This window comes from Flavicella sp. IMCC45537 (assembly GCF_057197705.1).
On record NZ_CM170067.1, the window covers coordinates 2,288,391 to 2,308,472 of the forward strand.

General features: G+C 33.9%; 17 protein-coding genes. 12 read left to right on the forward strand and 5 right to left on the reverse strand.

From position 1 onward, the window contains the following. The first annotated feature begins 16 nt into the window (after positions 1 to 16). The 11 genes from AC2DGP_RS09430 (at position 17) to AC2DGP_RS09480 (ending at position 15,746) form a co-directional block, all read left to right on the forward strand. Entirely contained in the window at positions 17 to 3,145 is a 3,129-nt protein-coding gene (locus AC2DGP_RS09430) for a SusC/RagA family TonB-linked outer membrane protein (protein ID WP_484489809.1), read from the forward strand. Between the two features lie 12 nt (positions 3,146 to 3,157). Beyond that, positions 3,158 to 4,603 (forward strand): RagB/SusD family nutrient uptake outer membrane protein, encoded by a 1,446-nt coding sequence (locus AC2DGP_RS09435; RefSeq protein ID WP_484489810.1) that lies wholly within the window; start codon positions 3,158 to 3,160, stop codon positions 4,601 to 4,603. Between the two features lie 42 nt (positions 4,604 to 4,645). Beyond that, positions 4,646 to 5,569, forward strand: coding sequence for a PKD domain-containing protein (locus AC2DGP_RS09440; RefSeq protein WP_484489811.1), 924 nt, complete (start codon positions 4,646 to 4,648; stop codon positions 5,567 to 5,569). A gap of 18 nt (positions 5,570 to 5,587) precedes the next feature. After that, entirely contained in the window at positions 5,588 to 6,823 is a 1,236-nt protein-coding gene (locus AC2DGP_RS09445; RefSeq protein WP_484489812.1) for a PKD domain-containing protein, read from the forward strand. 97 nt (positions 6,824 to 6,920) lie between these two features. Then, positions 6,921 to 7,844 (forward strand): polysaccharide lyase family 7 protein, encoded by a 924-nt coding sequence (locus tag AC2DGP_RS09450; RefSeq protein WP_484489813.1) that lies wholly within the window; start codon positions 6,921 to 6,923, stop codon positions 7,842 to 7,844. Between the two features lie 20 nt (positions 7,845 to 7,864). Next, positions 7,865 to 8,785 (forward strand): polysaccharide lyase family 7 protein, encoded by a 921-nt coding sequence (locus AC2DGP_RS09455; RefSeq protein WP_484492495.1) that lies wholly within the window; start codon positions 7,865 to 7,867, stop codon positions 8,783 to 8,785. A 181-nt stretch (positions 8,786 to 8,966) separates the two neighbouring features. Continuing rightward, positions 8,967 to 9,671 (forward strand): FadR/GntR family transcriptional regulator, encoded by a 705-nt coding sequence (locus tag AC2DGP_RS09460; protein WP_484489814.1) that lies wholly within the window; start codon positions 8,967 to 8,969, stop codon positions 9,669 to 9,671. Between the two features lie 269 nt (positions 9,672 to 9,940). Further along, positions 9,941 to 11,236, forward strand: a complete 1,296-nt coding sequence (locus AC2DGP_RS09465; RefSeq protein WP_484489815.1) for an MFS transporter — start codon at positions 9,941 to 9,943, stop codon at positions 11,234 to 11,236. Between the two features lie 40 nt (positions 11,237 to 11,276). Then, complete coding sequence (locus tag AC2DGP_RS09470; RefSeq protein ID WP_300325496.1) at positions 11,277 to 12,041, forward strand: SDR family NAD(P)-dependent oxidoreductase; 765 nt, start codon at positions 11,277 to 11,279, stop codon at positions 12,039 to 12,041. A gap of 161 nt (positions 12,042 to 12,202) precedes the next feature. Further along, complete coding sequence (locus AC2DGP_RS09475) at positions 12,203 to 13,420, forward strand: 6-phosphofructokinase (protein ID WP_484489816.1); 1,218 nt, start codon at positions 12,203 to 12,205, stop codon at positions 13,418 to 13,420. A 22-nt stretch (positions 13,421 to 13,442) separates the two neighbouring features. Beyond that, a complete protein-coding gene (locus AC2DGP_RS09480) occupies positions 13,443 to 15,746 on the forward strand; it encodes a chondroitinase-B domain-containing protein (RefSeq protein WP_484489817.1) in 2,304 nt (767 codons plus the stop codon). Positions 15,747 to 15,804: 58 nt separating this feature from the next. On the opposite strand, the gene AC2DGP_RS09485 is transcribed toward AC2DGP_RS09480, so the two are convergent. Next, positions 15,805 to 15,978, reverse strand: coding sequence for a hypothetical protein (locus AC2DGP_RS09485; protein WP_484489818.1), 174 nt, complete (start codon positions 15,976 to 15,978; stop codon positions 15,805 to 15,807). Positions 15,979 to 16,146: 168 nt separating this feature from the next. Beyond that, positions 16,147 to 16,884: a metallophosphoesterase family protein gene (locus AC2DGP_RS09490; RefSeq protein WP_484489819.1), complete on the reverse strand. Its 738-nt coding sequence runs from the start codon at positions 16,882 to 16,884 to the stop codon at positions 16,147 to 16,149. A 128-nt stretch (positions 16,885 to 17,012) separates the two neighbouring features. On the opposite strand from AC2DGP_RS09490, the gene AC2DGP_RS09495 reads away from it, so the two are divergent. Next, complete coding sequence (locus tag AC2DGP_RS09495) at positions 17,013 to 17,549, forward strand: RNA methyltransferase (RefSeq protein ID WP_484492496.1); 537 nt, start codon at positions 17,013 to 17,015, stop codon at positions 17,547 to 17,549. On the opposite strand, the gene mgtE is transcribed toward AC2DGP_RS09495, so the two are convergent. The 3 genes from mgtE to AC2DGP_RS09510 all read right to left on the reverse strand — a co-directional run bounded on the left by mgtE (position 17,538) and on the right by AC2DGP_RS09510 (position 20,041). After that, complete coding sequence (gene mgtE / locus AC2DGP_RS09500) at positions 17,538 to 18,890, reverse strand: magnesium transporter (RefSeq protein WP_484489820.1); 1,353 nt, start codon at positions 18,888 to 18,890, stop codon at positions 17,538 to 17,540. The genes AC2DGP_RS09495 and mgtE overlap by 12 nt on opposite strands. Then, a complete protein-coding gene (gene rsmA / locus AC2DGP_RS09505) occupies positions 18,877 to 19,650 on the reverse strand; it encodes a 16S rRNA (adenine(1518)-N(6)/adenine(1519)-N(6))-dimethyltransferase RsmA (RefSeq protein WP_484489821.1) in 774 nt (257 codons plus the stop codon). Before rsmA ends, mgtE begins: the two co-directional genes overlap by 14 nt. 64 nt (positions 19,651 to 19,714) lie before the next feature. Then, positions 19,715 to 20,041: a DUF4286 family protein gene (locus AC2DGP_RS09510; RefSeq protein WP_484489822.1), complete on the reverse strand. Its 327-nt coding sequence runs from the start codon at positions 20,039 to 20,041 to the stop codon at positions 19,715 to 19,717. Between the last annotated feature and the right edge of the window lie 41 nt (positions 20,042 to 20,082).

Here is a 20,082-nt window from a genome sequence, read left to right on the forward strand (position 1 = left end):
AACTAACAATTTAAACATGAAAAAATCGATAAACAATTTAAAAACAAAACTAGTATTTTCAGTAGTTCTGTTGCTAAACATTGCGATATACGCTCAGGACAACACCATTACAGGGACCGTTTTATCTGCTACTGATAATGTTCCAATCCCTGGGATCAACGTAGTTGTTGTTAAATCAAACAAAGGAGTCACAACGGACTTTGATGGTGCTTTTGAAATCAAAGCAAAAACGGGTGATGTTTTACAATTCTCCTATGTGGGTTATGTATCTCAGACCGTAATTATTAATAATCAAACAACCTTAAATATTCTTTTGAAAGAAGATATTTCTACTTTAGATGAAGTTGTTGTTGTTGGATACGGAACACAAAAAAAATCTCATTTAACGGGTGCAATTTCACAAGTAAAAAATGAAACTTTAGATGAAATAGCGGTAGCCAGAGTTGATGACGCATTGATCGGACAGGTATCTGGTGTAAATATTCAAGCTACTGATGGTCAAGCAGGTGCACCACCAAGCATTACCATTCGTGGAACTGGTTCTATGGCAGGTGACTCTACTCCGTTAATTGTAGTGGATGGAATTATTGTAGATTCAGACTTCTTAGGTTCTCTAAACATGAACGATGTAGAATCTTTTGAGATCTTAAAAGATGCTGCTTCTTCTTCTATATTCGGTTCTAAAGGGTCAAATGGTATTATCATGATTACGATGAAATCAGGTATCTCAGGTAAAACTAGAATCAACTACTCTACTTTTACAGGAATAAAAACAGGTAGAAAAAGTGATGCTTATGGTCAAACGGTTGAGAGCTGGGCACAAAAGCAAAGAGATCTAGGATTGGAAATTTCTGATTACACAAAATTCGGACTTTCTACAGGTACTGACCGTAGCTGGCAAGATGTTTTTATCGGAAGTGGTGCTATTACAAACCATTCTCTTTCTATTAGAGGTGGAAATGATAACGTAAAATATGCGTCAAGTTTAAGTTATTCAAATGATGAGGGAGTATTGTTGCTTGATAACTATGAAAAATTTGGAGCCCGTTTAAAAGTAGATTTTAAAATCAATAAAAAATTATCTGCTGGAATGAACTTTACACCAAGTTATACGGTAAGAAAAAGATTTTCAGAAAACATTCATAACGTGGCACGACAAATGCCTTGGTTACCTATTTACCATACAGAACATACTTTAAATTACATTGATCCTAATGGTCAATTTGCAGATGTACAGGTAGGAGATTATGCTCAAATGCGTCATTTTGAATTCACGGACTTAGATGGTGATGGTATTTACCAAGAAGAATTAACAAGTAACCTAGGAAATTCTACAAATCAAAATCCATATGCAAGAGTTGCAGAAAGAGAAAGAACGGATAATAAATTTAAATTGTTCAGTAATGTATACGGACAATATAAAATCATGGATGGTTTAAAATTTAAATCTTCTTTGTCAGTTTCAATGCAAGACACGCAAAGAAAAGATTACTTAGGAACATTGGCTCGTAGAGAAACAACAGATGCCTATATTGATGAAATTACACAAAGAGACCAATATTTTATTTTCGACAATTTCTTCAACTACAACAAAACTTTTAACAAACATGATTTTGGAATTACCTTAGGAAACTCAATAGAAAAAAGAGACTATTTCTTTTCTTCTATTAGAGGTATCGGAATTGTAAATGATAAAATACAACAATTATCGAATGCACCTATCCCATCAAATGCACAAGGTTTTGAATGGACCAAAAGAGGAATCTCTTTTATCTCTAGATTCAATTATGCATTCGACAACAAATATTTAGTTAGTTTGAGTTTAAGAAGAGACGGAAGTTCAATTTTTGGATCTCAATATAAATACGGAAACTTCCCTGCAGCTTCTGTAGGTTGGAATATTGACAAAGAAGACTTTTTAGAAGATACTGATGTAATCTCAAGATTAAAAGTTAGAGCTAGTTACGGGGTTACAGGAAATGACAGATTGAACACTGGAAGTGTTGACCCAGATGCACAAGGAAGTACTTCTCAATTAAGTACAGGTAATATTTTAGTTGACTACTACCCTAGTTTAGATTTAGTATCAAATGTAAGTTATACGGAAGAAGGAAGTATCAAATCAGGATACTCTCCCGTGAACATTGGTAATCCTGAATTAAAATGGGAACGTTTGATCGAAATAAATCCAGGAGTAGATTTTGGCTTGTTTAGAAACAGAATTACTGGTTCTATTGACTGGTACCAAAGAACAAGTGATCAATTACTATTAAACAATCCAATTTCAGCAACTTCAGGTTACTCAAATACATTGGATAACATTGGAAAAGTAAAAAACCAAGGATGGGAGTTTGAATTAAGAACGAAAAACATCAGAACAGAAAAATTTAGTTGGAATTCAACGGTTCTTTTAACAACAAACAAAAACACTTTGGTTGATTTTGCATCTTCTAATGGTCAAATTACAACAATCGATAACAAGAGACCAACAGAGTGGATCAACTCAGAAGGACAACCAATTTCTTCTTTCTATGGTTATGTTGTAGACAGAGAAGTTCCTTTAGATGAATTCAGTTCTTCTAACTTCTTTAGACATGTTGGACAAGAAACAGGAGTGGTATATGTTAAAGATTTAAATGGTGATGGTGTTTTAGATGAAGAAGATAAAACTGAATTAGGGAATCCTTATCCAGAGTTTATTTGGAGTTTCTCAAATGAGTTCAGCTATGGTAACTTAAGTTTTGCTTTTATGTTTCAAGGAAGTCATGGAGCAGAAGTGAGAAATATTGCAGACCAATATTTATTCAACCATACTGCTTTTGACCAAATTAAAAATACGGTAGATAGTGAGTTCATCGTTGAGAAAATCTACACAAACAGCATCATTCAAGATGCCTCATATATAGCCTTACGAAATATTAATATTGGATACAACTTACCTCAAAGTCTTTTGGCTAAAATGGGTAGTATCTCTAATCTTAAACTATATGCTACAGGTCAAAACCTGTTATACTTTACTGCTGATGATTACACAGGTTGGAACCCAGAAGCGTTAGACAAAACAAGTCCAACACAGTACGGATACCAACGAGGTGGTTCTCCGATTGCTCGTACAATTTCTTTAGGTGTTAATATTGATTTTTAAAAAAAACAAACAATGAAATATTCAAAATATATAACAATCGTATTTTTCGCTTTTCTGCTTAATTCATGTTCAGATTTTCTAGATCCAGATCCAGATTCTGCCATTAAAACAGAAAACTTTTATCAGACACCTGAAGAACTAGAGCTTGGTTTAATTGCCATCTATGATGCACTTCAAGGAGTAAACTCAAATCAATTGAACGACAATAGAGGTGTTCAAGTTGAGTTTTATGTTACAGAAATGTTATCTGACAATAGTAACACAAGATCTCCAGATGCAAATGATTCTGCGGATGCCGGACAATTTGAGAACTTTTCTGTTCAAGCAAACAACGGAATTTCTGCAAACTACTACTCTAGCTTGTATCGTGTAATTTACCTTGCAAATGTAGTGTTAGATGCAATGAAAACTTTAGAACCTGAAGCTTCTTTCGAAAGAGTTGAAGCAGAAGCTAAATTTTTAAGAGCCTATGCTTACTTCAATTTAATTCGTATGTATGGAGAAGATGTGGAAAATTTGGGACTGCCATTAGTAGATCATGTATTAACTGAAGATGAAAAAGCAATTCAATTTACTAGAGTTTCAGAGAATAAAATCTATGACTTTATTATTGAAGATTTCATCAAAGCTACTGAAGGATTAGACGACACTTTTAAATCAAGAGCCTCTAAAAGTTCAGCCCATGCAATGTTAGCTAAAGTATATATGACTTTAGACAACCCTGATTACGCGCAGGCACTTGTTCACCTAGACCAAGTTTCATCAGAGTATGCCTTATTAGACAATTACATAGATATTTTCGATCCTACAAACGAATTAAATGATGAAATCATGTTTGCCATTGGATTCTCTAATGATGCCGCAAACGATAGTCAAAATTATTCAGCAGAATTTGCTGCTACAGGAAATTCAAGTGGTTTGAATTATTTAACGACAGACCTACACGCAAAATTGACAAATTTTGGGGGTACAAACCGTGCACTATTTGATATCGATAGTAACGATTCAGAAGACAAATATCAAACAGCTAAACACTATACTACGAGCTCTGATGATGAACAGGCAGGTACTGATTTTATCGTATTGAGATATGCTGATGTTGTGATGATGTACGCAGAAGCAAACCTTGCAGGAGGTAGTGAAGTTTCTGTATCGGGTACTTGGGGTGATAACTATAACAAAATTAGAACCCGCGCGGGACTTACAGCTGTAACTACAATATCTAAAGACGACCTAATTCAAGAAAGAAGATTTGAATTCTTTTCTGAAAACCAAAGAATGTTTGATTTGAAACGTTTTGGAGTTGCTACAGAAGTGTTGACTGCTTTTGCAGAAGCAAATGGATATAACTTTAACGCTTTTGATGTTACCTTACCTATTCCATTGAGAGAAATCAACTTAAGTCCACTAAATACAAACGGTGAACCTGCATTGATTCAAAATATAAATTGGAGATAGAAACTAATTCTTGAAGCTAACGAATAATTAAATTTCAAAAAAATGAAAAACTTAAAAAATATAAAAATGAGAGTTTTGAAAAAACTACCAGCCGTAGCTTTATCAATAGTAGCATTGGCAGCTACCTCTTGTGATTTCTCATATGATTTGGCAGGAGAAAACTCTAAAGAAGACAAAACGCCTCCTACCGCGTTTTTTGGAGCCGTAACTGGAGAAGGTGATCAATGGAATAAAGCAACCTTTGCAAATGAATCCATTAGCGCAAGTAATTTTGTATGGGATTTTGGTGATGGAAGTGAGCCGTCAACAGATTTTGAGCCAAAAGAACATTCATACCCTCCTATTACAGCAAGTTATGATGTTACCTTGTCAGTATCTGATAATAACGGACTAACAGATGTCTATACTAATTCAGTATCAATAATTGACAATGGTGAGCCTTTAGGAGACTTGAACTTGTTTTTCGACTTGATCAATACTGGTGATGCAGGAGAACCCGTAACGGTTCATAGCTTTTCATCATATCAAGTAGAGAAAGACGCATTTGCTTCAAATACTTTGGATAAAAATGCCGGAACTCGTTGGACTGCACAAGATGATGCTGAACTTATTGAAGGTAGCGTTAGATCCGATGGTGAATACATCATTTATGATCTAGCCAGTATTCTAGATTTAAGAGTAATCCAATTTACTACAGATGTAAAATCAGACCCTTATGGTTATCAAATTTGGACATCAAGCACAGGAACTGATGATGCTGATTTTACTAAAGTTATTCCAGAGGAAGGAGATTTTATGTTATCTGAATCTGCAACTTCAGAATTTCAAGTAAAAATCTTCCCTACTTCCATCAATTGTAGATACGTTAAGCTAATTGGTTTTGGTCGATTTGACGAAACAGGAGCTACTCGTAAAAGTCAATGGATGAATTTTACTCAAATAGAATTTTTTAAAGATAAAGAATAAGATATTATGATGAAGACAATGAAATATTTACAAAATAAAGGAATCATTAATTTTTCTTTTCTCGTTTCAATAGCACTTATATTCTCTTGTACGGAAGACATAGAAGGGGAAGATACAATAGTCATTTCACCTGCTCCTATCGCAGCCTTTACAGAAGTAGTGGATGTAACAGACTATAAAACATATATATTTACAGATAGATCTACCAATGCTTCAACATATGCATGGGATTTTGGTGAAGGTAATAGCTCCACTGAAGAGGAACCAACTCATACTTTCGGACAAGCAGGTTACTACAATGTAGTTCTTACCGTGTCAAACGGTACTGAAACAACAGACAGAGTTGAAAAAACTATAGTTGTTACAAACCCTGAAGCTCCTGTTGTTGGATTTACTTTTCTTCAAGACCCAAATAATTGGCAAGTATATACATTTACGAATACCTCTACGAATGCGATTAGCTATTCTTGGGACTTTGGAGATAACACAACCTCAACCGAAGAATCTCCAACAAAAACTTTTTCTACCGAAGGTGATTTCGTAGTTACATTAACAGCTACAAATGATTCAGGAGACACTTCTGAAATGGAACAAACGGTTTCAGTTGTAAATCCTGATGCTACTGTTACACCTACCTTTAAAGCTATTGTTCAAAACGGTACAGGAGACGATCATTTAACAGGAAGTACTAGTGATAATGCAGATGCATGGGACATGACACCTAACAGTACCGTTATTGATGATGTATTGGGTGAAATTCCAAGTCCATATAAGGCATTATGGAGTAATTCTGACTTAAATGCTTATATCGATGCTACTTACTGTACTAATGAGCAACCTGGATCTGCAAGTGATGGTTCTTACGTGAATGGATCCAAGACACGCTCTATTAAGATTTATCAAGCATGTAGACGACTTTATCAAAAACTAGCGGTTGAAGCTGGTGTAGAATACACCTTTACAATCGATTCAAGATCTGAAGCTGAAGGAATCAACTCTGATGTATATATTTTAAATACAGATATAACAACTGAGGTAGGAATAGAAAATTTTGCAGATAAACATTTCGAAATTACAAACGATTTCAATTCATCTAAAGGATCTGCAACTGATAATACTTTTACTACAAACACTTTTACTTTCATCCCAACTACAGATTGGATAGTAATCTACATAAAAGCTCCATTATCAGTTGATAGCAGCACAGAAGTATTTTATGATAACATTGACATCATTACTCCAGGTTTTGAATAAATTAATTCAACTCCAGTAGTATCTAATAAAACATGGAGATACCGTTAAATTTCAAACAAGATTTTATAACTGTATCTCCATCATAAAACACAATCACATGAATTGTAAAACGACATCTTTAACATTTTTTATCGCCCTATTTTTATCACTTGGCGCATATTCTCAAACACAAGAGACAGGTGTTAATGAGTCCGACGTTAAAATTGAAAAAAAGGAGAAGAAGAAAAAAAAGAAGAAAAGAAAAAAAACAAAACTTCCTAAAATTGATTTAAGTCACTGGAAAGTAACCTTACCAGTTGCAGGAGAAAATGGAAAACCTATTGAAATTGGTCCTCCAGAAATCAACAACTTTGCCAATATTGAAGTAGCAAAACCGTACATGTACATCGATTCAACAAAGGGTGCAATCGTGTTTCATTCCATGCCAACGAATTCAAAAACCCGTAATACAAAATATACGAGATCTGAATTACGAGAGCAAATGGTGCCAGGAGAAAACAATATCAACTGGACTTTCAAACAAGGGGGATACATGAAAGGAAAACTTGCCATGGAAGAAACTACCAAAGATTCGAATGGTAAATATCATAGAACGATTATTATGCAAATCCATGGTCGTTTGACAAATGAGCAAAGAGATTTAATTGGTGAAGATGACAACAACGCTCCTCCTATTTTAAAAATATATTGGGATCAGGGAAAAGTCAGAGTCAAGACTAAAGTATTGAAAAACCCAAATGCAACCTACGAAGAACTTTTACATGAAGATGCATGGGGAGATGATGATGGTTTTAATTTTAAAGAAGAAGTTGGATTTAGAAAATTCACTTTGGAAGTAAAAGTCTCTGAAGGGAAAATGGTGATTGTCCTTAATGGAAGTGAATTTAAAGTATACAAAGGAATTCACATGGAAAAATGGGGCGTATTTGAAAATTATTTCAAAGCAGGAAATTATTTCCAATCAAGAGACAAAGGAGCCTATTCTAAAATAAAATATTACGAATTAGAAGTTAAACATTAAATAAATACCACTTGAAAAAAATATTCTCATACAATCAATATCTTTTGACAAGTTTTTTGTCGATCTGCATTGTAACTTTAGCTACAAGTTGCCAGGGTACTTACGAGAATACGATAGTACTATCAAGTGACGAACCAGAAATACCTGAAGAACCAACAAATGGTGAAATACCAAATAAAGACTATCAAATTCCAAATATTGATCTTCAAAATTGGAAAGTGACATTACCCATAGGTAAGCCCGATGAAATTGAACCACCAGAAATTTTAGGTTATGGTACAATTGATAAATTGAAACCATTTTTTTACAACGACTCCATAAATGGTGCTCTTGTATTTCATACGTATCCCGGAGCTTCTACAGCAAACTCAAGTTACTCAAGAACTGAGTTAAGAGAACAAATGGTTCCTGGAAGTAACAACACCAACTGGACCTTTAAAGAGGGAGGTAGAATGAAAGGTACCCTTTCTATGGAAAAAATTTCTAAAAAAAGTGATGGAGAATATGATAAAACCATCATTATGCAAATCCATGGCAGATTGACGAATGAACAAAGAGACTTAATTGGTCAAAAAGACAACAATGCCCCTCCCATGTTAAAAATTTATTGGCAAAACGGTCTAGTGAGGGTTAAAACAAAAGTTTTAAACAATCTGAATGCCAGCAGTACAGAAATTTTAGAAACAGATGCCTGGGGCAACGATGATGGCTATAATTTCCCAGTAGAAGTAGGTTTTGACAAATTTACTTTAGAAGTGATTGTTTCAGAAGGAAAAATGGAAATAATCTTAAATGAAACCTATTCAAAAGTATATCAAGATATACATATGGAAAAATGGGGTGTATTTGAAAATTATTTTAAAGCAGGAAATTATTTAGGATCGACAGATCCAAATGCATATGCAACAGTAAAATATTACAATTTAACAGTGACACATTAAAATTATTTGGTTGAGTTAGTGAAAGAATTTTATCGGGATTTATCCCGGTAAGATTCCTTCCAAACACCCGAGAAACAAACAAAAAAATTAACTTTAAAAATATTTTTTATACAGGAAAATAATCTATACATTTACACCAACCAATCTGGTTAACCAATCTGGTTGGAAATACAACGACGATATGAAATTAGAAGTACTTACAAAAAACGAAAATAAAGATATACAAAATTCGATCATCTCTAAAATTAGAGATCTCATCAACTATAAGAATTTGGAGCCTGGTGATAAGTTACCATCAGAGCGAATGCTGTCTGATAAGTTTGAGGTAAGTAGAAGTAACGTAAGAGAAGCCATTCAAAAATTAGAATTTTATGGTTTGTTAAACTCTATTCCACAAAGTGGAACCTTTGTTGCAAATATCGGTGTTGTAGCACTTAATGGTATGATTGAAGATATTCTTCGTTTAGAAAAGCAAGATTTTAAATCTCTTGTAGAAACGAGAATTCTTTTGGAGCTAAAAACGGCTTCTTTGGCAGCAATTAGAAGAACAGACGAAGATTTAGAACAGATAAAGGAAGCTTTAGATGCCTATCAAGAGAAAGCTTTGAGCGGACAAGATGCAGTACAAGAAGATCTTCTTTTTCATCTTGCAATAGCAAAGGCTAGCAAAAATAGTTCTATAAATACATTCATGTTGATTATTACGCCAGAAATAATCATAAATATTGAAAAGTATCATGTATGTGCAGACGGATTAGCTATTTCTGGTATAAAAGATCATCAAGATATTTATGAAGCAATCAAAGATCAAGACCCTGCTTTAGCGAAAGAAAAAATGAAAATACACTTTAAAACATTATACGAGTATTGCGCAAACAACGAATAAAAATGACAAATTCTGATTTACAGGATGCACGACCTGTTTGTTAGATATATAATTTGGAGGGACGTAAATTTAAATCTTCTCGATTCTTTTTCTAAGAATCTGGGTAAAGTGGCAAATACCGCTTAACCATTTAAGTTTACACATATTAGTTTTAATAAAAACAAATTATTCTGGACCATTGGTGTAGAATAAAAAGGAATACTTTGTCTTTACAACAACAAAGACAAAGAAAGTAAACATAACAAAATCAAAAACTTAACTCAAACAATATGAAAGTAAAAGGACTCAGATGGTGGGTAATTGCATTGATCGCACTAGCCACCGTAATCAATTACATTGACAGGCAGGCTCTTGTTGTTTTATGGCCAAGTATTTCAGAAGATTTATATCCGGATAAAACAATGACGGAGAGAAAAGAGATCTATGCATTGATCTCTGTGGTTTTCATGTTCTCTTATGCATTTGGACAATCAATTTTTGGAAAAATATTTGACAAACTAGGAACAAGAATTGGATTTGTATTATCTATTGGATTCTGGTCAATTTCAACGGCATTACATGCTTTAGCAAGTGGGGTCTTAAGTTTTGCTTTTTTCAGATCTATCTTAGGTATCTCAGAAGCAGGGAACTGGCCTGGTGCTGCAAAAGGAAATGCTGAATGGTTTCCAGCAACAGAAAGAGCTTTTGCACAAGGGTTGTTTAACTCAGGGGCTGCTATTGGCGGAATCGTTGCCATACCAACCATTGCATTTTTAACAGTCTACTTTAGTTGGCAAATGATTTTCATTATCATTGGTCTTGTTGGTTTGTTATGGTTAGTACCATGGTTAATTATTGTCAAAGCACCACCAAAAAAACATCCTTGGCTAACTGAAATTGAAAGAGAATATATCTTATCTGGTCAAGAAGAAACGGCAGAATCAAAAGAAACAATAGAAGAGTACAACCCTGAAGTTAAAGAACTACTAGGTCGTAAACAAAGCTGGGGGGTTATCATCGCATCTGCAGCAATAGACCCGATATGGTGGCTATTTGTATTTTGGATTCCAATTTACTTATCGGAAGTATATAACATGGATGTCAAAGCCATAGGAATATACGGATGGGTCCCTTATGTAGGAGCTATGTTAGGAGCTTGGTTTGGTGGATTATTAGCTCAAAACCGATTAAAATCGGGATGGAATGTAAACAAAACCAGAAAAATGGTAATTACACTTGGTTGTTTAATTATGCTACCTGCATTATTGGCACTATCCAACCCAGGTTCTCCAGTAGCAGCAGTATTGATCATGGCCGCAGTACTTTTTGGATTTCAAACTGCCATAGGAAATGTACAAACCCTGCCAAGTGATTTATATGGACAGAAAACAGTTGGTACCCTTTCAGGTTTCTCAGGAACAGCGGCAAAACTAACAGGAGCTGGACTAGTAGCTCTTGTACCAATGCTTACTACCGGTGGAAATTATACCCCTGCCTTTGTGATTGGTGCATCTCTTGCCTTTATTGTAATGGCCAGTGTATGGGTGCTAATTCCAAAAGTAGAACCATTGAAAAAAAAGAGATAAAATCGAATAAAATTTAACACACACATAAACAAACATAATTATGAGCAAAACAGAAGGAAAAGTAGCAGTTATTACTGGAGCTACGGGAGGAATAGGATTTCAAGTAGCTAAAAGATTAGGAAAAGATGGTTATACCGTTGTTTTAAACGGTATCGATGATGAAGCTGGTGTAAAAAGAGTTGAAGAACTTGCCGCAGAAGGAATTACAGCAGAATATTACGGATTTGATGTAACGAAAGACGAAGTTGTTACAGAGAACATCACAAAAATTGGAGAAAAATATGGTCGTATTGACGTGCTTGTAAACAATGCAGGTGGTCTTGGAGGAAGATCTCGTTTTGAAGAAATGACAACAGAATTTTACAGATTTGTAATGGCTTTAAATCTTGATTCAACTTTCTTTGCTTCAAGAGCAGCTATACCATTTCTTAAAAAAGGAGAAAATGCAACTATCATCAACTATACATCTAACGCTGGATGGAATGCTGGTGGACCAGGTGCTGGAATCTATGGTACTTCAAAAGCAGGTGTACACGCAATTACTAGAGCGTTAGCAAAAGACTTAGCTGAATATGGTATTCGTGTAAATGCAGTTTCTCCAGGAACTATTGATACTCCATTTCATGCACAGATCAAATCTACAAAACCAGAAGTTTTCGCTTCTTGGAAAAATAACATTATGTTAGGTAGATTAGGTCAACCTGAAGAAGTTGCTTCTGTAGTATCTTTCTTAGCAAGTGATGATGCAGCATTTATTACAGCTGAAACTATCCAAATTGGTGGTGGTCAAGCTTTAGGTATCTAATAAACCCCTGATTCAATGCAAAACATAAAAGATCAGTTTCATGATCTTTTATGTTTTAATAATCTAGTAAATATCAAGTATTCCAATAAATATTTAGCACTATTTATAAGATAGAGACTAATTAATGGACATAAATTTACTCGATTAAAAAAAAATTAAACATGAAACAATCAATTGCAATTATTTGTGGTGGTGGTCCAGCTCCAGGAATCAACACAGTTATTAGTACGCTTGCAAAAACTTTTATCAAAGATGGTTATGATGTACTAGGTGTACATCATGGATACAAAGGATTATTCTCTGAAGAACCTGCCATAAAAAAATTCAATTTTCATAGAGCAGATAGAATTTACAGTAGAGGTGGTTCCACTCTTATCATGAGTAGGCATAAACCCAAGGACTCTGAATTTAAACCTGACTTTTTCGAAAAGCACAATGTTAAATTATTAGTTACCATAGGGGGCGATGATACCGCATCAACAGGAAGTCGACTTTCTAAATATTTAGAAACTCAAAAATTAGATGTGGCACATATTCATGTTCCAAAAACTATTGATAATGATTTACCATTGCCAGATAGAAATCCAACTTTTGGTTTCCATACCGCTAAGGATGAAGGAGTCAGAATTGGTAATACAGTTTATGAAGACGCTCGAACTAGTGAAAATTGGTTCGTTGTTTCTGCAATGGGTAGATCAGCAGGACATCTAGCATTTGGAATAGCCTCTGCTTGTCACTTTCCAATGATGATCATACCTGAAATGTTTAATAAAACCAAAATCACATTTGATAAAATTATCAATATGATTATTTCCTCTATTATTAAGAGTAAAATTAGAGGTATCGAATATGGTGTAGTGATGGTAAGTGAGGGGGTTTTCCATTTTATGGATGAAGAAGAGATTCTTAATTCAGGAATTAACTTCACCTACGATGATCACGGTCACCCTGAGCTTGGGAATGTAAGTAAATCGCACATTTTTAATTATCTTTTACAAACCAAATTAAAAGAAATTAATTTAGATATTAAATCTAGACCTGTTGAAATTGGATATGAATTGCGTTGTTCAAATCCTATTGCTTTTGACCTTACATTATGTACCCTATTAGGAATTGGTGTAAAAAAATTGTTTGACGAAGGAAACACTGGCTGTATCGTAAGTGCAAACTCTAGAGGAGATGTAACCCCTCTTTATCTAAAAGATTTTGAGGATGAAAATGGAAAAGTCCCTCCTAGACTAGTAGATATTGATTCAGAAATGGCTCAATTATTTATTAATCATTTAATTTATATCAGAGAACGTGATTACGAGGAGGCAAAAAAATATATAGATAATCCAGAAGACTATGATGTCAAAAAAATATTGAACTGGATTTAGTAACTTAAAAAATATAATTCCCATGTTTAAACATTTATTTCTATCTGTAGTTTTTCTTGTTACTGTTGCTTGTGCAACAAATTCAAAAGAGCAATCTATTCTTGTTAAAGATAATGCCGAACTTAAAACTGCCATTGAAAACGCACTACCCGGTGCTAATATTATCATGCAAAATGGTATTTGGAAAAATGTAGAAATTGTTTTTACGGGAAATGGTACCGCACAACAACCAATATCAATTAAAGCAGAAACTCCAGGAAAGGTATTTATTGAAGGTATTTCTAGTTTGTCATTGGCAGGAAATTATTTACATGTGGAAGGATTGTTTTTTCGCAAAGGATATGCGCCTAAAAAAAATGTAATTGCCTTTAGAGTTAGCGAAAATGAAGTTGCTAATAATTGTAGTATCACAAATTGTGTCATCCTAGATTTTAACAAACCGGAAAGAGATCAAGATGATCTGTGGGTTCAATTTTATGGAAGACATAATAGCCTAAAGAATTGTTATTTAGCTGGGAAAACAAATGGTGGACCAACACTACGTGTTGATTTAAAAGGAAACCAAAGCATTAACAACTACCATCAAATAGTTAACAATCATTTTGGACCGAGACCAAGAAAAGGTGGTGCTAGAGGAGAAACTATTCAACTTGGTAGTAGTTTTACTTCAATGTGTCCTAGTTACACAACTATAGCAAATAATCTTTTTGAAGAATGTAATGGAGAAGTTGAAATCATCTCCAGCAAAACCAACTTTAATAAAATAACTAATAATGTATTTTATAAAAGTGAAGGTTCTGTTGTTACCAGACATGGTAATTATTGCAGTATAGATGGAAATTATTTTATTGGGGATGGAATCAATAAAAATTTTGGAGGAATCAGGATTGTAAATACGGGTCATTGGATTACAAATAATTATTTTTTCAACATCATCGGAGAGAATTTTCGTAGTCCTTTAGCTGTTATGAATGGAATTCCTAAATCACCCTTAAATAGATACAATCAAGTTACAGATGTTGTTGTTGCTTACAACACTTATGTAAATTGCAAATCACCTTGGCAATTTGGAGTTGGAACGAACATTGCACAAAAAGATGTATTACCTAAATCTGAAATTCGTTCTGCTAGACCTTTGAGAACTGTTGTCGCTAACAATGTTATTTACAGTGAAAAAGGAGACCCTCAACCTATCATAGAGCATGATAAAGCAGATGGGGTTACCTTTAAAAACAACCTCATCAATAACAACGGTGTCGATTATAAGCATTCGGATCAAATTGAAAAATCAAATTTTCAAATCACAAAGGCATCCGAATATTTATACTTTCCTAATGTACAAGGAAACACTGTTTATAATGGATTTGGTTTTGAAACCATTAAAACAGATCTTTTAGGCAATTCAAGAGCCTCTAAAAATTCAATTGGAGCAACCGTTTCTTATGAAACAAAAGTACCTTCTATTTTGGATAAATCATTATATGGTACTACATGGTATTCTAACATAGTACCACAAACTAAACCAAACCTTATACAAGTATCACCTAAGGAACTTTCTAATAAAATATGCGCAGCAAAGCCAGGCGATATTTTAATATTAGAACCAGGGAAATATTCAATTTCGAAATCACTTGAAATTTCAAAGAAAATCACCATAAAGGCCAAAACAGAAAACACCGTTACTATCAAGTATTCCGGTACGGCGAACAGTTCGCTCTTTGAATTACATCCCTACGGAAATCTGATTATTGAAAATATTTCTTTAGCAGGTAACCAAACACAACAGGCGTTCTCTAACCTTAAGAAAAATATGTCTAACCATTATGGCTTAACTGTTATAGGATGTTCAGTTCAAAATTTCAACTATATCTTAAAAGTTTATAAACAAACTTTTGCCGAAGAAATTATTTTCAAGGACAGTAAATTTATCGATTGTACCAATGGAATAGAACTATCTGAAGAAACTAATGACCGTGGTGATTATAACGTTGAATTTTTAACCATTAACAATTGTCAATTTCATAATGTTCAGCAAAACGTTGTTGATTATTATAGAGGTGGCTATGATGAATCTACCATTGGTGGAAACCTAATGATAAGTAACTCAAGTTTTTCTAATTGCGGATCTAAAGAAAAAAACAAGATTCTTTTAAACACCAGAGGAATTGTTAATGTAAGAATTGAAAATAATCTATTTAAAAATAATAAAATTGACTTGATTGCTTTATTGTGGGGTGCAAAAAATAATACCGAAGGAGACAATAAAATAGTTAATTCAGGAAAATTTCATACCGAAGAAAACCTAGCTCAAAAACTAATGTATTAAACAAAAAAGCCTGAGAAAGTTTTTACTTCCTCAGGCTTTATATATGCATAAAGTATCTCTATTTAATAATAGATGTACTTGCCAATTCAATTTCAGTTCCCTTTATGAGCTTACTTGTTACACGGCTTTTATCCTCTTGAACTTTTAAGACAAATAATAAAATAAAAAGGACAAAAGTTACAGCTATTGCTACAACATTTTCATTGGGTTTTTTGAACAATTCAATTTTCATAACTTACAATTTACAATTCATACTTACATGAGAAATTCATCTCCTGCAACTTCACAACATGTCAAACAGTTGCTACTGAAAAAATAGTTTCGTAAATCATTAGGGGGTGTAAATATACAAAAAATATACATATGTTAAGTTATTTACAAAATTTTAACGTCAGACACGTTAATTTCGCCCTTTCTCGTCAGGGTACAATTTGTATACTGCATCACTCTGCCAGAATTCTTTCGTATCCACATCCATTATTGTAAGTGCATTTTTATGGGCTGCACCGGTATCAACATTCCATACGTTTGCTGCATTTACAGGTGTATCTTTGCCAATTCTAGAAAGTGCCGTGTGGCCGATAAATATTTCTTTGTAGTGAGACAAACGCTTAGGATAAAATTGATCACCCTTTTTTAAAGTCTTATCCATGGCTAAAACCATTTCCCACAAAGATCTATCCCAATAAAACATTCTATCAAAATATTCATGCGCAACACCATTATGATTCGTAAAACCAGCATGTACAAACAATCTATCTTGATCATCTAGATAATAATCCCGCAAATTTTCTAAAAAATGAATATGTATACTTCTAAAGTTATAAGGTATCTTTTCATAGGCAGCTACCGTGGATTGCCCGCCATGAATGAGCCAAGTTTCATTACTTTCTCCATGCTTTAACCATCGATAACAAAGATCATCATGATTCCCTCTCATAAATATACAATTATGACTTTGCTTTAATTGAATCAAATAATTAATCACTTCAGGTGATTGACTCCACCCATCCACATAGTCACCTAAAAAAATAAGCAAATCATTTTCTTTGACTTTTGCTCTTTCCAATACTTGAATCAAAGCTTTTAAAGCACCATGTATATCTCCAATAACTAAAGTTCTTCCTGATAAATTCATAGGCTCAAATCTAAAATAATTCTTTAAAACAACCACATAATTCTATCGAAGATAACACAAGTTTTACAATCAAATAAATTTGTAGGAGCTCAGAAAACTCGTTAATTTTGAATCCCTAAAACGGAATGATGCGTAAACTAAAAAACAGTGAACTTAACAGACTAGAAGTGGATGAATTCAAACAAACTGAAAAAATTCCGTTGGTAGTTATCTTAGACAATATTAGAAGTCTGAATAATATTGGTTCTGTTTTTAGAACAAGTGATGCGTTTGTTGTTGAGAAAATTTATTTATGTGGGATCACTGCAACACCTCCTAATAAGGATATCCATAAAACGGCTTTAGGAGCTACAGAAACAGTTGGATGGGAGTATGTAGAAAACACGATAGAGATTGTTCATAAATTACAATCAGAGGGCTATACAGTGGCTTCTATTGAGCAAGCAGATAATGCTACTATGCTAGAGAATTTTGAGATTTCAATAGATCACAAATATGCTATTGTAATGGGGAACGAAGTCAAAGGAGTACAACAAGAAGTTGTTTCTGCTTCTGATCATTGCATTGAAATACCACAATTTGGGACGAAACATTCCTTGAATATTTCTGTAACCACTGGAATTGTGTTATGGAATTTTTTGGAAAAACTAAGATTAAAAGCCTAGCATAAACTTGGCAATCATAAAATAAATTAAAATTCCAAAAATATCGTTACTGGTAGTTATAAACGGACCGGTTGCAAGTGCGGGATCAATACCATTTCTATCTAAAAGAATCGGAATAAAAGTTCCAATAACGGCTGCTATCGTAATAACGATCATCAAGGCTAATGCTATCACAAAAGTAATGGTGCTATTATCTATTTGAAAAAAACCATAAATTGATACTAGTAGCGCTAAAGCTAAACCATTTAACAGAGTAAGTCCCACTTCCTTTAACAATCTACTTACCACACTACCCTTAATGTTATTATTGGCCAAACCTTGCACCATAATAGCACTTGATTGAACCCCAACATTTCCAGCCATCGCGGCAATCAAAGGAGTAAAGAAAAATAGTTTTGGATAATTTTTTAAAGCCTCTTCAAATCCCCCCATAATCGAGCCTGCTCCCAAACCTCCTAACAGTCCTAGTACAAGCCATGGTAGCCTTGCTTTTGTCAGTTGTAAGATACTATCATCGGCTTCAACATCTTCCGTAATACCGGCTGCCATTTGATAATCCTTATCTGCCTCATCCCTAATTACATCTACAACATCATCCAAGGTAATTTGTCCTATTAATCTGTTCATTTCATCCACCACGGGAACCACAAACAAATCATACTTCTGCATAGTTTTGGCAACATCTTCATCATTTTCATCAGCTCTTACAAAAGTGATTTTCGGATTGAAAACATCCTTTACAGGAGTTTTTGTTGAAGTAGTCAGTAAACTTTTTAAAGAAAGCCTACCTTTCAGAACATCATTATCATCCACCACATAAATGGTGTGTACCTTATCATAATCCTCGGCCTGCTTTCGCATTTCTTTCACACATCGAAGATTGGTCCAGTTTTCATTAACCTTAATCAATTCCTTCCCCATCAGTCCTCCAGCAGTATCCTCGTCATAACGCAAAAGATCCACAATATCTTTGGCATGCTCAACATCCTCTAACTGAGAAATCACCTCATTTTTTTGCTCATCAGGTAACTCACCAATAATATCAGCTGCATCATCAGAATCCAGTTCTCCTATTTCCTTCGCAATCTCTTCTGAAGACAACTCTTGTAAGATTTTCTCACGAGTATCTTCATCCAATTCCGTAAGAATATCGGCTGTTTTTTCTGTATCCAACAAACGGATAATAAACACGGCTTCATCAAAACTTAGCTCTTCTAAAACCTCAGCTAAATCAGCATGATGCATCTCTTCAAAAAGGGAAGACAATGCTAGATTATCTCCTTTTCCTATAAGCTCTTTAACATCACTTAAAAAATCCTTATTAATTTCAATGGGTGTCATTCTCTATCAATGAAGTAAGATTAATAAATGCTTCTACAGACAATTGTTCTGGTCTCTTGGTAAATAATTCTGAATCTCTTAATGATTCGGATAAATTTAAAGCTTTTAAACTACTTCTCAGCATTTTTCTTCTTTGACCAAAAGCAGTTTTCACAACTCTAAAAAACATTTTCTCGTCAACTGGTAAGGTGAAATTTTCCTTTCGGATCATTCTAATCACACCAGAATCTACTTTTGGAGGTGGGTTAAAAACTGTGGGAGGTACAGTAAACAAATACTCAACATCATAAAATGCTTGGGCAAGTACAGATAATATACCGTATTTCTTACTTCCTTCTTTTTCTGCTATTCTTTCCGCTACTTCTTTTTGAAACATCCCTGAAAATTCAGGAATTTGATTCCTAAACTCTAAGGTTTTGAAAACTATCTGCGTAGAAATATTATATGGAAAGTTACCAACTATCGCGAACTGTCCTTCAAAAAAATCAGACAAGTTCATTTTCAAAAAATCCTGAGAAATAATTCTAGGTGCTAATTTCAAATAAGTGTTTTGCAAATATTCAACAGACTCAGTATCTATTTCAACAACATGAGTTGTATAGTTTTTTTCTAACAAATACTTTGTCATTACTCCCATTCCGGGACCAATTTCTAAAACAGTGTCATATCCTTTCTCTGTAAGACTATTTGCAATATCACTAGCAAATTTTTCATCTTTCAAAAAATGTTGTCCTAAATGTTTTTTGGCTCTTACTGTCATTACGTTTTCGTATTTGGCGCACATTTGCTTAGAACATTAGTTACAGGCAAATAACAATTAAATTTTAATTTTTTGATGCGAACTGCTTATCGATCAATTTCATTTCGGTTTCAAAAAAAACAAATTTCCCAGCATATTTTGCGTTCATTTTGTTTTTTAGATTCACAGAATCTTCAGCATAAAATACTTCAAGAGCTTCTTTTGTTTCTACCGTATATTGTACGCTATAAGTAACACCTCCCATTTCTTCCTCTACCAAAACTTTACACATCTTTGCAGAGATAAATTTTCCGGTTTCTAAAGTCTCAGGAATGTGAGTTTCTTGCATCCACAATAACCACTCTTGCTCACAATCACCTTCAATATTTGTAGTAATATTATATACGTACATCTTCTAATTTCTTTTATTTTTTCAGAGTTCAAAGATAGTTA